The 14,211-nt window shown below is 70.6% G+C and carries 11 protein-coding genes; 8 read left to right on the top strand and 3 right to left on the bottom strand.

Features of this window, described 5'->3' with window-relative positions:
- Positions 1–53: 53 nt before the first annotated feature.
- Together ACZ5DS_RS05285 and ACZ5DS_RS05290 are read right to left on the bottom strand one after the other, a co-directional pair.
- On the bottom strand, positions 54–257 hold the full coding sequence (locus ACZ5DS_RS05285; protein WP_468235089.1) for a DUF397 domain-containing protein: 204 nt from the start codon (positions 255–257) through the stop codon (positions 54–56).
- Positions 257–1,081 (bottom strand): helix-turn-helix domain-containing protein, encoded by an 825-nt coding sequence (locus ACZ5DS_RS05290; protein WP_468234340.1) that lies wholly within the window; start codon positions 1,079–1,081, stop codon positions 257–259. Before ACZ5DS_RS05290 ends, ACZ5DS_RS05285 begins: the two co-directional genes overlap by 1 nt.
- Before the next feature lie 178 nt (positions 1,082–1,259).
- On the opposite strand from ACZ5DS_RS05290, the gene ACZ5DS_RS05295 reads away from it, so the two are divergent.
- The 5 genes from ACZ5DS_RS05295 to ACZ5DS_RS05315 all read left to right on the top strand — a co-directional run bounded on the left by ACZ5DS_RS05295 (position 1,260) and on the right by ACZ5DS_RS05315 (position 6,372).
- Positions 1,260–1,718 carry an ATP-binding protein gene (locus ACZ5DS_RS05295; RefSeq protein ID WP_468234342.1) on the top strand — a complete coding sequence of 153 codons (459 nt, stop codon included), beginning with the start codon at positions 1,260–1,262 and terminating at the stop codon, positions 1,716–1,718.
- A 30-nt stretch (positions 1,719–1,748) separates the two neighbouring features.
- The gene (locus ACZ5DS_RS05300) at positions 1,749–2,939 is read left to right on the top strand and encodes a hypothetical protein (protein WP_468234343.1); all 1,191 of its coding nucleotides are present in this window, start codon (positions 1,749–1,751) and stop codon (positions 2,937–2,939) included.
- Between the two features lie 62 nt (positions 2,940–3,001).
- Positions 3,002–4,267: a GmrSD restriction endonuclease domain-containing protein gene (locus ACZ5DS_RS05305; RefSeq protein ID WP_468234345.1), complete on the top strand. Its 1,266-nt coding sequence runs from the start codon at positions 3,002–3,004 to the stop codon at positions 4,265–4,267.
- Entirely contained in the window at positions 4,264–5,412 is a 1,149-nt protein-coding gene (locus tag ACZ5DS_RS05310; protein ID WP_468234346.1) for an AAA family ATPase, read from the top strand. Before ACZ5DS_RS05305 ends, ACZ5DS_RS05310 begins: the two co-directional genes overlap by 4 nt.
- Positions 5,413–5,442: 30 nt before the next feature.
- Positions 5,443–6,372 (top strand): hypothetical protein, encoded by a 930-nt coding sequence (locus ACZ5DS_RS05315; RefSeq protein ID WP_468234348.1) that lies wholly within the window; start codon positions 5,443–5,445, stop codon positions 6,370–6,372.
- Between the two features lie 9 nt (positions 6,373–6,381).
- Here the strand turns inward: ACZ5DS_RS05315 and ACZ5DS_RS05320 are convergent, their stop codons facing one another.
- Entirely contained in the window at positions 6,382–7,944 is a 1,563-nt protein-coding gene (locus ACZ5DS_RS05320; protein ID WP_468234350.1) for a sigma-70 family RNA polymerase sigma factor, read from the bottom strand.
- 180 nt (positions 7,945–8,124) lie between these two features.
- Here ACZ5DS_RS05320 and ACZ5DS_RS05325 point away from each other — a divergent pair, with 180 nt between their 5' ends.
- The 3 genes from ACZ5DS_RS05325 to ACZ5DS_RS05335 are packed head-to-tail and all read left to right on the top strand — an operon-like array spanning position 8,125 to position 14,185.
- Entirely contained in the window at positions 8,125–11,262 is a 3,138-nt protein-coding gene (locus ACZ5DS_RS05325) for a helicase-related protein (RefSeq protein ID WP_468234352.1), read from the top strand.
- Entirely contained in the window at positions 11,259–13,112 is a 1,854-nt protein-coding gene (drmB, locus tag ACZ5DS_RS05330; RefSeq protein WP_468234353.1) for a DrmB family protein, read from the top strand. Before ACZ5DS_RS05325 ends, drmB begins: the two co-directional genes overlap by 4 nt.
- Positions 13,109–14,185 carry an AAA family ATPase gene (locus ACZ5DS_RS05335; RefSeq protein ID WP_468234355.1) on the top strand — a complete coding sequence of 359 codons (1,077 nt, stop codon included), beginning with the start codon at positions 13,109–13,111 and terminating at the stop codon, positions 14,183–14,185. Before drmB ends, ACZ5DS_RS05335 begins: the two co-directional genes overlap by 4 nt.
- The last annotated feature ends 26 nt before the right edge of the window (positions 14,186–14,211 follow it).

The raw sequence follows: 14,211 nt of genomic DNA on the forward strand, positions 1-14,211 counted from the left end.
AGACGCCCCGTGCCCGGTACGGAACCGGATGCGGGGCGTCAGTACGTCGTACGTCAGCGTTCGGCGGCGTACGAGACGAACGCGGCCCACTGCTGGGCCCCAAAGGCAAGCTGAGGGCCCGGCGCACGCTTGGAGTCGCGGACGTGAACCGTGCTGGGGGCGAAGGCGACCTCCACGCACTCCGGGCCGTCATTCGTGCTGTAGCTGCTCTTGAACCACTCCAGCGCGGAACCGTTCCCCGTCGAGGGGTTGGTCATCATGTCTCTCCCAGCACTTTCTCGATGAAGGCCAGCGACTCGCGGGGTGCAAGGGCCTGGGCTCGGATGATGCCATAGCGGATCTCGTGGATCTGGACCTCCTTGGGATGGGAGATCAGCCGACTGGTGAGCTGGACCTCGTTGTGTCCCACGGTGTCCCCTTCCTTGAGCCGGAGCAACTGAAGCGACCCCGCAAGGCCGGCGTGGTCCTCGCGATCTGTGGGCATCACTTGGATCTCCACGGTCCGCCGCTGGCCGACCTCCAACAGGCGTTCGAGCTGCTTCCGCATCACCATTCTGCCCCCGAGCGGACGGCGCAGTGTCACCTCTTCCAAGACGAAACTGAAGGCTGGGCTTGGGTGCCGGTCAAAGATCTCCTGCCGCGCCAGTCGCGCAGCGACAAGCCGCTCCACCTGCTCCTCGCTGAACGCCGGACGCCGCATCCCGTACAACGCCCTCGCGTACTCCGGCGTCTGTAGCAGGCCGTGCACGACGGAGTTGGCGTAGGCGCACAGTTCAACCGCCTCCGCCTCCAACTTCGCCAGATCCCGCACCTTCTTCGGGTACCGAGCCTGCTCCACGTCCTTCTTCAGCCCGGCCAGCAGCCCACCGGCGTCCAGAACCCCGTCCGCCGCCTCCAGGAACGTCGGACTCGGCGCCCGCCGCCCCCGCTCCACCGAGGACACCTGCTCCTCGCTGTAGCCGATGGCCACCCCCAACTCGGCCTGGGTGAGCCCCTTCCGCTCGCGGCACGTCTTGACGACCCTGCCGACCGTCCGCAGTACCGCCGCCGACTCCTCGTCGTCGGTGCCGTACGGCTCCATCCCGTCACCGCCCTGCGGCCCCTGCCCCGTCACACCCACGTCCGGACACCTCCACGTGCCGCCCGTACCCAACTCCTCACCGGCGCACCGCGTAACGCCACGCCGCCCGGACACAGCCGGACGGCGACCGGACAGTGACGCTGGGTACCGCCGTCGTTACTGGTCAGCGTAGAGACAGATGACCACGCTGAGTGACATGAACGCCGATATTGCCCACGCGAGGGTCTGTCACTTCACCATCCGTCTCTCGGCCACCCCCAGAGGCGCCCGCCTCGCCCGTCGCCTCACGGCCGAACAACTCCACGGCTGGGGCTGGCCGTTCGACACCGAGGCCAACCGCACGGCGACCCTCCTCGTGGCCGAACTCGCGGCGAACGCGGTACGGCACGGCCGGGTGCCAGGCCGTGACTTCCGCCTGCGGCTCACCCTCTGCCCGGAGGGCCCGGCCCTCCGTATCGAAGTCACGGACCCCCGCACCGACCGCCGTCCGCCGACCCCCGGCACCCTCCAACCACCGTGCCCCGACCGGGACTCCGGCCGTGGACTGCTCCTCGTCGAGGCTTTGTCCACACACTGGGGAGCGACCTGCGGCGATCCGTACACCAAGACGGTCTGGTGCGAAGTCGCCCTGACCTGACTGTCAGTGCCGTCTGCGACTCTGACTGTCATGACAGGCACGGAATTCGACAACATCGCGTTCCTCTGGGCCGCGTGGACTTTCTGCGAGGCGGTATGGATCGCCTTCCTGTGGTGGGCCCGCGCCCGTGTGCTGGGCGACAGGCTGTACCAGTTACCCGGTGTGCAGCGCATCCGGCGCGGAGCCTGCGAGAAACGTGTCGAGACGCTGCTCCAAGAGCTGAAACAGAGAGGCGTACCGGCGGAAGACGGGCCGGACAAGGGTGAACTCGTCGACCGGTGGCACCGTATCGTCGCCGGTCGGTGTGTCTCCGTACTGCTCCAGGCGGTTCCTCTCCTGGTCGTCGTGCTCCCCTTCTGGTGGGCGACATCGCTGCACCGCACCACGGTCACGCCGTTCTGGATGTTCGCGGCCGTCGCCGGCTTCGGCACCGTCTCCCTCACGCTCATGGCCGCCGACGTACGGGCCACCGCGGTCTCCGACGCGGCCGGGGTCGTCACCGTGGAGGCGATCGCCTTCCTGGAGCTTCTGCTCATACCGGCCCGGCGCCGGGCCCAGGACTCCGCGCTCGATGCCCACGGCAGGCAGTTCCGACGTCTATGCAACGCCCTGCGCGCCCAGGCCCGGTACGGCACCCGTGCGATGCCGCCCGCCACCCGCGCCCGGGTGCGGGCGACCACGGAACGGCTGATCGTGGCACTCGACGACGCTGACGAGCGCTACCTCCTCGGCGAGGGAGCGGACCGTGAGGCCGCCCTCCGCGACCTGGCTCGACTTGTCGCCGGAGCCCTGCGGCAGAGCTGTCCTGCGCGTGCCGAGCGGGACAGCCTGTTGATCGTCGATCCCCGGCTCCTCGCGGATGTGCCGGAGTCCGACGAGGCGGGTGTCGCTGCCGAGCCGCTCAGGACCAGGCTGCTGGCAGCAGTGGGCAGACTCGCGGTGGCTGCGGGGCTTGTCGCCGGGGCGTTCCTCGTCCCGGGCGGGGAAGCGGTCTCGGGGCTGCTGGTGGCCGCGGGTGTCTCCAGCGTCGCCGCGATCTGGCCGCACCTCCGCGAGGCCCTGCAGCGGGGTGGGCAGCTTCTCGTCGGTGCCTCACCCAGCGCCAGGGAACCCGAGTCCACCGCCGAAGAGCCGAGTCGCCCGGCGCCCTCCCCGTCCACTCCCTGCCCCCACTGCTCAAACCGATCGACCGTCACCACGGAATCACGGACGGTAGGGTGAGGGGGCGATCGAAGCGGACGCGATGAGCCCGCATGGCATGAGGGGGAGGGCGACGAGACGACATGGCGGCGCTGGAGGAGAGCCAGGGGCGTACCCGGGACCAACGGTCGGTGTTCGAGCGGTATCAGGACGCTGCGGCGGATGCCGGAGAGCTTGATTCCCCTCTGTTCTCCGTGGAGGTCACCGCCGACGGCCGGCCGACCGACATCGAGCGCGAGGAGGCCGAGGATGTGGTGATCGAGCAGATCACCTCTCCCTTCGACCCCGAGCACATCGACATCGACACCCGGACGACGACCGTCGATCTGCTGCTGTCCCGGCTGCGCAACGAGATGATCGACCTCGCCCCGGACTTCCAGCGCAAGGCGGGCATCTGGACTGACGGCAAGCAGTCCCGACTCATCGAGTCACTGCTGCTGCGCATCCCCATCCCGTCCTTCTACGCCGCCGAGAAGAAGGACGGCAGTTGGGCCATCGTCGACGGCATCCAGCGCCTCACGTCCATCGCCCGCTTCGTGGAGCCGGAGACGGTCGGCGCCGACCCGCTGAAACTGACGGGCCTGGAGTATCTGCGCAACTTCGAGGGCGCGGGCTTCGCGAACCTGTCCGGGAAGCTCCAGATCCGGCTGCGTGAGACCGAGGTCGTCGTCCATGTCATCCGGCGCGGCACCCCCGAGCCGGTGATGTTCAACGTCTTCGCACGCATCAACACCGGAGGCGAGCCCCTCACCCGGCAGGAGATCCGGCACGCGCTCATCTCGGGTCGGGCGCGCACGCTCCTCGCGGAGCTCGCGGAGACCGAGGAATTCCGGCGGGCCACCGGCTACAGCGTCGTCGGCGACCGGATGGCCGACCGGGAGATGGTTCTGCGATTCCTGGCGTTCCGGATGACCTCCCCGCATGCGTACAAGCCGGGCGACTTCGACGCGTTCCTCGCCGAGGCGATGCACCAGGTGAACCGTCTCGACAGTGCGGAAGAGAACCGGCTGCGGACCGAGTTCCTCACGGCGATGCTCGCGGCCGAGGAGATCTTCGGCCACCACGCCTTCCGGAAGTACCGCCGGAACCAGCAGCGCAAGTCACCCATCAACAAGGCACTCTTCGAGGCGGTCGCCGTCAATCTCGCGAGCCTCGGCGACGACGATCGCGAGGCGCTGCGGCAGGTCGATGTCCTCGACGCCTTCGCGGAGCTCATGGAGGACGTGGAGTTCGAACGCGCCATCTCCGTGGGCACCGGTGACGCCAGGAAGGTGCGCAAGCGGTTCGACGCAGTGAAGGAGCTGCTGGAGGACGCGCTCAGCGAGGGACGGAGCGGGGCCCGGCAGTGATCAACCGCATTACGCTGATCAACTTCAAGGCGTTCCGGCGTCTGGAACTCCCTCTCGGCCCGCTGACGCTCCTCACCGGTCTCAACTCCTCGGGTAAGAGCAGCGTCCTGCAGGCACTGGGGCTGCTGCGACAGTCGTACGAGACGCAGATGCTCATCCGTACCAGGCGTGCCGGAGGCGGGTTGCTGCTCAACGGCGATCTCGTGGCCCTCGGCACCGCACAGGACGTCCTGCACGAGGACTTCGGGCCTGTCGAAGAACTCCCCGCCGTCAACGAGCCGCTCGTAGGCTTCGTCATCGAGGAAGACGGCGAGCAGCGCACGTGGGCCGCCGCGTACGACATTCGTCATCCCGACCGGGACGTCATGCCCCTGGCGGAGGGATCGGTCCGCTCGCACCTGGCCGAGCAGCCCTTTCAGTACCTGCACGCCGACCGCATCACCCCGGCGGTCACCTACCCCCGCTCCCACCAGATCGCCATCGCGCGTGGCTTCCTGGGCGTGCGGGGTGAGCACACCATCAACTACCTGCGCCACCACACGGATCAGGACGTGCCGACGGAGGTTCCCGACGGTCCGCTCCGCCATCGCGGCGCCACCTCCCCTCAGCTCCTGGACCAGACGATCGCCTGGATGCAGGAGCTGTGTCCGGGCGTCAACATCGAGACCGACCCCATCGAAGGCACCGACTCGGTCCGCCTCTCCTACGGCTTCGGCGGCACCGCCGGTATCAACGCCACCCGCCGCAGGCGCCCCACCAACGTCGGCTTCGGTCTCACCTACGCCCTGCCCGTCGTGGTCGCCTGCCTCACTGCGACGCCCGAGAGCCTGATCCTGCTGGAGAACCCCGAGGCCCACCTGCATCCGAAGGGGCAGAGCAGGATGGCCGCACTGCTGTCCGCGGCCGCCGCCACCGGTGCCCAGCTGATCGTCGAGACGCACAGCGACCACGTGCTGAACGGCGTCCGCATCGCCGTGAAACAGGGCGTCCTTCAGGCGCAGGACACGGTCGTGCACTACTTCAGCGGCAACGGGGCGGGCGCCGAGGTCGTCACCCCGCGCATCGACAAGGACGGCATGCTCGAACAGTGGCCCGAGGGCTTCTTCGACGAGTGGGAGAACTCGCTCGACCAGCTGCTGGACTGACGGCACGGAACGACACAGGGGGAAGAAGGCGTGCCACTGCTGTTTCTGAACGAGAAGTCCTGGGGGACGGCCTGCGATCCCGCGCGGGCCGAGCGGGCCATGGCCGACTTCGTGGCCGTCGTCCGTGCCGCCGCGGCCGAGGGAGGGTCGGGCACGGCGCTGGTGAGCGAGGTGGACGTCAAGGCGCTGGAGATCGCCGAGGGCTACCCCGTCAACAAGTGGATCGGGGCCACTCCGCGCAACCGCGCCCTCTGGCAGCGCCTGCGGGCGTTACAGGGCCGGTCGCCCGTGCGGAGCGTCTTCCCCGTCGAGAATGCCGCCGACCATCTGGAATACCGCCACGACGGCGAGGTCGTCCTCGGCCTGGGCGCCGCGCACTTCATGGACGGCATCGCTGTCAGCCTGCCAGTGGCCCGGCAGTGGCAGGCCGATCGCGTCACCCTGGAGCGAAGCGAACTCGTCGAAGACGACGACACGCTGGAGATGCGGCACGACACCGTCGATGTCCGCCACCTGTCCGCCGAGCCACATCTCGAGGGGCACCGGGACTGGCTTCGGGCGGCACGCCGCGAGGGCGTCACCACCGGCTCGCGGATCTGGGACAGCCGGGCCGACCTCTACCCGCACCTCACCTTCCTGCCGCGCGTCGAGGGCCAGCTCCGCGGCCTGAACCCGCACTGGGTAGTACCCGTAGGGCGGGTTCTGGAACGGCTGGAGGACGCCGTCGCAGCCTGGGACCCGGCGACCATGGCCGAGCCCGAGTGGCCAACCAAGGTCACCCCGGAGGGCGAGACCCGCAAGCGCGTGTGCCGCTTCACCGATCTGGACGGGAAAACACGCACCTTCGACCTGCACGCCCGGTTCACCCCGGGCGCCGGCCGCATCCACTTCCGCCTGGTCCCGGAGGAACGGACGATCCGCCTCGCCCACATCGGCAGCAAGATCCGGCCGGAGGTCTAGCGGCGTCTGTCAGAACAGGGTGCCCTGTCCTTCCGGCATCCTGGCCCTCGGTGCCGGTGCCGGTGCCGACTTCGGAATTGGAATCGGAATCGGCGGAGCCTCCTGCACCGGTATCTGCACCTCCTGCGCGGGCTCCAGTTCCTTCCCCTCCTCGCGCTGCTTGCGCCGGCGCCTCCTGCCCCGGGGCTCGGGCACCCCACCCGCAAGGAGCACCTTCAACCGGTCCCGGGCCCGGGTCTCCAACTGCCGGATGCGTTCACGGGAGACGCCGTACTCCTCGCCGATCTCCTCCAGCGTCTGCCGCTCCCCGCCCACCAGTCCGCTGCGCCGCCGCATCACGTCGGCCTCGCGCTCGGTCAACCCGGCGCGGGCCAGCAGCTCCTCCACCCGCTGGCGGGAGTACTTGGGATACAGCACCTCCTCCGGTGTGGGCGCCAGGTGGAGCGTCGCCACCAGCTCGCCCAGATGCGTCCCGTCGCCGATCTCGCGGTCCAGCGAGTCCGTGGGCCGGCTGATCCGGCGCACCGCGTCGACCTCGGCCACCGTGAGGTCCGCCGCCGCGGCCACCGCGCCGGCGGACAGGGACGCTCCCTGGGCGGCCAGCCGGGCCTCGACCATCGCCACCTTGCGCACCTTCTCGTGGAGGTGAACAGGGATACGGATCAGCCGGCTCTCGTTGCCGAGTGCCCGCTCCAGTGCCTGCCGGGCCCACCAGGTCGCGTACGTCGAGAACTTGAAGCCCTTGGTCGGATCGAACAGGCAGGCCGCGTGCATCACCCCGGTCACGCCGTGCTGCACCAGGTCCTCGTAGTCCAGGCCCTGCCCCTGCAGTCGCTGGGCCAGCTTGTGCACCAGGCGCACGTTGTGCATGACCAGCGTCTCGTAGGCCCGGCGGCGGATGTCGTCGGCGGGGAGCGCCGCCAGCTCGGTCTCCTCCGGGATGTGCTCGAGGTGCTCGGGGCCGCCTTTGAGGAGGACGCTCAGCCCGACCTCCTCCTCGGCGGTGAGCAGCGTCTTCCAGGCGGTGTGCCGGAACCGGTCCTCGTTCATGCGGGCCCGGGCAGCGGTCATCGCCGCGTCGAGGTCCGTGAGGCCTTCCTTCTCAGTGGTCTCGGGTGCCTCGACCGGGGCTTCCACGGCCTCCGAGACGTCCGCTCGCCTGGGGGCCGGAATCGCGCCGATCACCACCCCCTCGCCCCGCAGCGCCGCCGTCAGCAGCTCCCGCTCGGCGGCGTCCAGCCCGCACAGCGAGACCAGGCCGGAGAACGCGGGGACGGGGACGACTCCCGCCGAGACGTATTTGCGAGCCAGCCCGAGGACTCTGCCGATCCGCACATCCTCCCAGGAAGGCGCGGCAGCATGCTCCACGACCAGACCCTGCTGGGCCAGAGCCAGTTCCAGCCGTTTCAGGCCGTCCGCGTCCAAATCCAGTGGAGCCGTGGCCGCCCTGAAGTCCGCCTCGCTCACCCTGCCGCCGCGCGCGCAGCCATGCAGCTCGGCAAGCAATGCGCCCAACGCGCCCCGCAGTTCACGCACCCTGTTCCCCCGGGTGCCCGGTGCGTTCGCCGTCATGGGGAGACTTTCGCACAGGGTACTGACAATCGGCTCCGGATGGAGAACGCTGCGTTCATCTCCGGTGGCTGGATGTGAGTGATTTCCCGGTACGGGGGGCGCCATCCGGCATATGCCGGATACGATCTCGCGGGCCGGTACGTTCGGTCGCCAGGGGGTGGCATGGGGGGCACAGGGGCCATGGGACCCAGGGAAGAACTCGTCGCGTTCGTCCGCGACCAGCTCGTGGGGCCCGCATGGGGCGAGCACGAGACGGTGACCTCCCCGCCGGACCGGCAGTACCTGATGGGGACCCTCTATCCCCAGGAAGCGGACCTGCACCGCCAGTTGACGCTCTCCGCCGAGGTGATCGACGCGGCGGGCGCGGAGGAGCAGCGGGAGGACACCGCCCACCGGGACGATCCCGTTCCCGAGGCGAACTCATGGCTCCCCTCGTCCCTGGGACTGTCGTTGTTCACGACGGCCGCCGAACTCCGCGTCACGGTCGAGGGCGCCCGGTATCTGACCGAGCGGGGCGACGACGGACGGCGCTGGCGGCGCATCCCACTGGCCGCCGAGTCCCCCACCTTCAAACCCGGCGAGACGAGCGGCCTGGTGTTCGACGGGCGCGGCGAGATCCGGGTGACGTGGCGGGCCTTCGGACACGGCCGGCTGGTCACGGTCGCGCTCGTCAACACGGCCCGCGCGCCCCGCCGGTCCTCCTCGCTCAGCGCCGCCGAGCGTGAACGGCTTTGGGACTCCATGCTGTTCCAGGTCGGACTCGGTGTCGAGGCGGTCGACGGGGAGGTCCTGCCGTACCCGGGGGTCCGGCTCGCCAGCCGCGACGAGGAGGAGCAGGAACTCCGCCTTCAGTACCGCCACGTCAGGACCTACGCCATCGGCCACGGCTGCGCCGCCCGGGAAGAACGCCCCGACGACGGCCGGGTGACCCGTGTCCACGCCGAGGTGATGCCGCGGACCGAAGTGCCGGCGGTCCGGGCTGCGGGGCCGAGGACGCCCGTGCTGCTGCTGAAGCGCCTTTCCGACCCGTCCTTGCCGGTGAGCCGACTGCGCGAGGAACTCGGCGAGTTCGTCGCGGGATACCGCACCTGGTGCGAGGAGCAGCGGGCCACGGACGTACCGGCCTGGGGACGGCCCGCAGCCCGGCGCATCATGGAACGGATCGAGACCGCCGTACAGCGGATGGAGTCCGGCGTGCGGACGCTGTGCGCCGAGGAGAACGAGGACCTGCGGCGGGCCTTCCGCACGGCGAACGCGGCGATGGCACTCCAGATGCGGCACAGCGAACCCGACCAGGCGGGGCAGCGACACGCCCGCTCGGCGGCCGTACAGCTGGACCCGGAGCCCGACCCGACGGCCGCTTGGCGACCCTTCCAGCTGGCCTTCTTCCTCATGACCCTTCAGGGCGCGGCCGACCCGTCGCATCCCGACCGGGAGACGGTCGACCTGATCTGGTTCCCGACCGGTGGCGGCAAGACGGAGGCGTACCTGCTGCTGGCCGCGTTCGTCATGGTCCTGCGCCGTCTGAGGCCGCCGCACGGCACCACCGGCGGCGGGACCGCCGTACTGAGCCGGTACACGCTGTCGCTGCTCACCACCCAGCAGTTCCAGCGGGCCGCGACCTCCGTGTGTGCCCTGGAACAACTGCGGCGAGCGGATCCGGTGGCGCTCGGGGGCGAGCCGTTCTCCATCGGGCTGTGGGTCGGTGAGGCGACGACGCCCAACTCGTACCAGGGAGCCGTGGACGCCTTCGACGAGCTGCGCGCCGCCGCCACCCCGGACGACCGCTTCATCCTCGACCGCTGCCCCTGGTGCGGCACCCGCATCGTGCCCGAACGCAAGTCACCCGACCACGCCGACTACGGCATCGATGCGCGCGCCTCGTCCTTCCGGTTCTTCTGCCCCCGCGACGACTGCGCCTTCCACGACCGGCTGCCCGTCGCCGTCGTCGACCAGCACCTCTACGCCGACCCGCCGACCTTCGTCCTCGGTACGGTCGACAAGTTCGCCCGGCTCGCCTGGGAGCCGGACGCGGGCCGGATCTTCGGCACTGGCGGCGACCTGCCGCCCGACCTCGTCATCCAGGACGAGCTGCACCTGCTCACCGGCCCGCTCGGCACTACCGTCGGCCTGTACGAGGCGGCCGTCCTGCAGCTGTGCTCGCCCGCCCGGCAAGGACCGAAGATCGTCGCCTCCACGGCGACGATCCGGCGCGCCGGCGAACAGGTCCGCAGACTCTACGGCCGGCCCGTACAGCTCTTCCCGCCCGCCGGTCTCGACGCGCGCTCCTCCTACTTCGCCGAGCCCGACATCGAACGTCCCGGCCGGCTGTACGTCGGTGTCATGGCCCAGGGACACACCGCCGGTCGTGCCACCGTGGCGACCGCCGCGACCCTCCTCCAGGGGCCGATGCAGCTGCCCCAGGAGCACCGGGACGACTACTGGACTCTCGTCGCCTACCACCACAGCCTCCGTGAGCTGGGCCGTACCGTCACCGCCGCGGCCGACGACATCCCCGCGCAGCTCGCGGGCGTCGGCCCGGTCACCGAGCGGCGCCTGCTCACCGAAGGGCAGGTGCAGGAACTCACCAGCAGCCTGGACCGCAGCGAACAGCCGCTCGTCCTCGACCGGCTGGAGAAGCCCTGGGACCACCCGGCGGCCATCTCCCTGCTGCCCTGCACCAACATGCTCTCCGTGGGCGTGGACGTGAAGCGCCTCGCCCTGATGCTGATGCTCGGCCAGCCCAAGGCCACCGCCGAGTACATCCAGGCCACCAGCCGGGTGGGACGACACGGCGTACCCGGACTCGTCGTGACCTTCCTCAACGCCACCAAGCCGCGCGACCGTTCGCACTACGAGACGTTCGGCACCTACCACTCGGCCCTGTACCGGCACGTGGAACCGACGACCGTCACCCCCTGGTCCGTGCCCTCCCGCCGGCGCGCCCTGCACGCGGCCCTGGTCGTGCTCGTCCGGCACGGCCTCGGCCTCAGCGCCGAGGACGCGGCCGGTGACGTCCTCGACCGCATGGCGGACGTCAGTACGCAGGCGGAACGGCTCGTGGAATGGGTCACCCGCAGTGACCCGGAAGCCGCCCCAGGCGTCCGCGACGACCTCTTCCAGCTGTTCCAGGAGTGGCTGGAGGCCGCGCGTGAGGCGCGGAGCGACGGCAAACGTCTGCATTACCGCACCCAGGGCAAGGGCCAGCACAACCTCCTGCGCGACTTCGACCGCGGCGGAGGCCTGTGGGAGACCCCGCACTCCATGCGCAACGTCGACCGGGAATGCCAGGTCGTGGTGAAGGGAGCCGACGCATGAGCCGCCGCCGGGTGCGCCAGGCGCAGACCGTGGTGCCCTTCGGTACCGGTGCCGTCCTCGACATCCAGGGCGAGTCCTTCGTCGCCGCGGGCATCGGCGACTGGCCCCGCGCCCACCAGCCCGTCTCCTCGCCCCGGCTGGCCGCGCGCCTCGGCGTCAGCGGCTTCCGCGCCGCGCCGCCCGCCCCGCACGACGCCTGGGACATCCCGGACGCCGCCGGACCGCCGTACATCCGCTTCCCCGCCTGGCTGTTCTGTCCGGCATGCCGTCGTATGACCCACTGGCGCGTGGCCGACGAGCGGCCCGGGCTGCCCCCGCGCTGCCGCAGCTGCTCGCCGCAGCGGCAGCTCACCCCCATGCGGTTCGTCCAGATCTGTCCGTCCGGGCATCTCGGCGACGTCGACTGGTGGTACTGGGCCCACTCCGAACTCACCCCCGAGCAGCGCGAGTCGTGCCACAGCCGTGACCACCTGAGGTTCCGTTTCGAGGAGCGGGCGACCGGCCTGGAAGCCCTGTCGGTCGCCTGCACGGCACCAGACTGCCCGAAGCCGTCCCGGGACCTGCTCGACGTGCTCGGCGCCAAGCGGCTGCGCTGCACAGGGCGTAATCCGTGGCAGCGGCGGAGCGAAGCGGTCAAGGACTGCCCCGGGCCCGTCCAGATCGTCCAGCGCACCGCCGGAAACCTGTACTACCCCGTCGTCCACTCGGCCCTCGACATCCCCGAGACCGGCGGGTCCGTCACCGACGGCGAACTCGCCGAGCGCGTACGCCTGCACGACATGTGGCTCGCGCTGTGCAAGGCACCCGACGGCCCACGCGCGCCGCTCATCCGCTCGATGATCGCGGAGGACACCGGGGCCGACGACGCCCTTCTCGACGCCCTCCTCGCAGAGGAGACGGGTACCCCGGCCGACGAGCCCGGCGAGCGCACCCACCAGGTGGTGTACCCGGACCTCAGCAGCGACGAGTGGGCCGCCTTCACCGCCTCCGCACCCGAGCCCACCCGGGACTTCGTCGTCCGAGAGGTCGGACTCGGGCTGGAGGATCAGCTCCAGGAGCCCTGGTCCGGCCTGCGGGACAAGGTCGCGCGCGTGGTGGTGGCGGACCGGCTGCGCGAGGTCCGCGCCATCCAGGGCTTCAGCCGGGTGACCCCGACCGCCAGGTTCGTCCCCGTGGACACCGGTCGGCGGGCCCGCTGGCTGCCCGCCGTCGAAGTCTTCGGCGAGGGCGTCTTCCTGGCCCTGGACGAGCGCCGGCTGGCCGAGTGGGAGCGGGACAGCGCGGTACGCGAAAGGGTGCGCGGGCTGCGGGACGACCTCGACCGGGCTTTCCAGAAGGACCGGCTCGAAGCCCTGACCGGTCCCGAACTGCTGCCCCGGTTCGTCCTGCTGCACACCCTCGCCCATCTGCTGGTCCGGCAGCTCTCCTTCGAGTCGGGCTACTCCACCGCGTCCCTGCGCGAGCGGGTGTACGCCCGGTCGGGCGGCGCCGCGCAGGCCGGCGTCCTCGTCTACACCGCGGCCGGCGACGCCGAGGGAACCCTCGGCGGCCTCGTCCGGCAGGGGGAACCGCCCCGGCTTGCCGAGACCCTGCTGCGCCTGACCGAGACCGCCGCCTGGTGCTCGGCCGACCCGCTGTGCGCCGAACACACCGGGCAGGGGTACGCCAACCTCAACCGGGCCGCCTGCCACGCCTGCTGTCTGCTGCCCGAGACCAGCTGCGAAACCGGCAACGCGCTCCTCGACCGCGTCCTGCTGGTCGGCGGAGCGGGCGTCCCCGGCTACTTCGAGGACGTCATCACCACCGCCCGGGAGCTCGCCGCACGGGAGATCGAGGACGACGCCCGGTGAGCCCGACCTACCTCGATCTCTCCGACGAACAGCAGGACCTGCTGCGGGACCTGCCGTTCGACGGACACCACCTGGTCACCGGTCCGCCCGGTTCCGGCAAGAGCCTGCTCGCCGCCCAGCACGCCTCCCTGCTCGCCCTCACCGGTGTCCGGGTGCACCTGCTCACCCGGTCCAACCTGCTGCGTCAGACCCTGGCCGTGCACGGCGACGTCGAGGTCTCCACCGTGCACGCATGGATCCACGCCTGGCACCGCGCCCGCACCGGCGAACCCGCACCGCGGGCCGCCGAGGACTGGTTCGACTGGCCCGAACTGTTCGCCCTGGCCGCAGTCGAGGAAGAAGGCGAACCCTTCGCCCTCGTCGTGGACGAGGGACAGGACCTGCCCCGGTCCTTCTACCGGCTGTGCCGCCTGCTCGGCGCCCCCGTCACCGTCTTCGCCGACGAGTGCCAGCGCATCACCGACACCCAGTCCACCCTCGACGAGATCAGCGCGGCCCTGGACGACTGCGCACGCCACCAGCTCACCCATCAGCACCGCACGACCCGGCCCATCGCGGCGCTGGCCGCCCGCTTCCACACCGGGGACGCGCCACTGCTCCTGCCGTCCCGTACGGGACCCGCCCCCCGGCTGCGGCGGTACGCCGACCAGCGTGCCCTGTCCGCGCAGCTCATCGCCCACGCCGAGCGGCATCCCCAGCGCACCATCGGTGTGATCGTGCGCACCACACGGCAGCAGCTCTCCCTGCACGAGCACCTGGAACGCGCCGCACCCCGCCTGCGCTCCCAGGTGTACGTCGGTGCCGCGGCCGAGGGCCGCCACCGCACGCTCGACCTGCGACGGCCCGGGATCCGTTTGATCAGTCGAGCCAGCGCCAAAGGGCTGGAGTTCGACAGCGTCTTCGTGCCCGACGTCCACACCGACAGCGGCGACCCGGGAGCGGCCGCGCTGAGGATGGCGTACTACGTACTCCTCACCCGGGCCCGGGAAGAGGTCCACCTCGGCTACGAGGGAGACCGGGAACCGCCGCCGGTCGCCGGCATTCCCGAGGACCTGCTGCTCCGCGCCGCATAAGACACTTCGTACCAGCCGCAGTTCCG

Source organism: Streptomyces sp. NPDC031100, from assembly GCF_055570785.1.

Bases quoted from the DNA above. Each gene is read 5' to 3' on its own strand.
- ACZ5DS_RS05285 (WP_468235089.1), bottom strand. From the start codon at position 257: ATGACCAACCCCTCGACGGGGAACGGTTCCGCGCTGGAGTGGTTCAAG.
- ACZ5DS_RS05290 (WP_468234340.1), bottom strand. From the start codon at position 1,081: ATGGAGCCGTACGGCACCGACGACGAGGAGTCGGCGGCGGTACTGCGG.
- ACZ5DS_RS05320 (WP_468234350.1), bottom strand. From the start codon at position 7,944: ATGACGGCGAACGCACCGGGCACCCGGGGGAACAGGGTGCGTGAACTG.
- ACZ5DS_RS05325 (WP_468234352.1), top strand. From the start codon at position 8,125: ATGGGACCCAGGGAAGAACTCGTCGCGTTCGTCCGCGACCAGCTCGTG.
- drmB (WP_468234353.1), top strand. From the start codon at position 11,259: ATGAGCCGCCGCCGGGTGCGCCAGGCGCAGACCGTGGTGCCCTTCGGT.
- ACZ5DS_RS05305 (WP_468234345.1), top strand. From the start codon at position 3,002: ATGGCGGCGCTGGAGGAGAGCCAGGGGCGTACCCGGGACCAACGGTCG.
- ACZ5DS_RS05295 (WP_468234342.1), top strand. From the start codon at position 1,260: ATGACCACGCTGAGTGACATGAACGCCGATATTGCCCACGCGAGGGTC.
- ACZ5DS_RS05300 (WP_468234343.1), top strand. From the start codon at position 1,749: ATGACAGGCACGGAATTCGACAACATCGCGTTCCTCTGGGCCGCGTGG.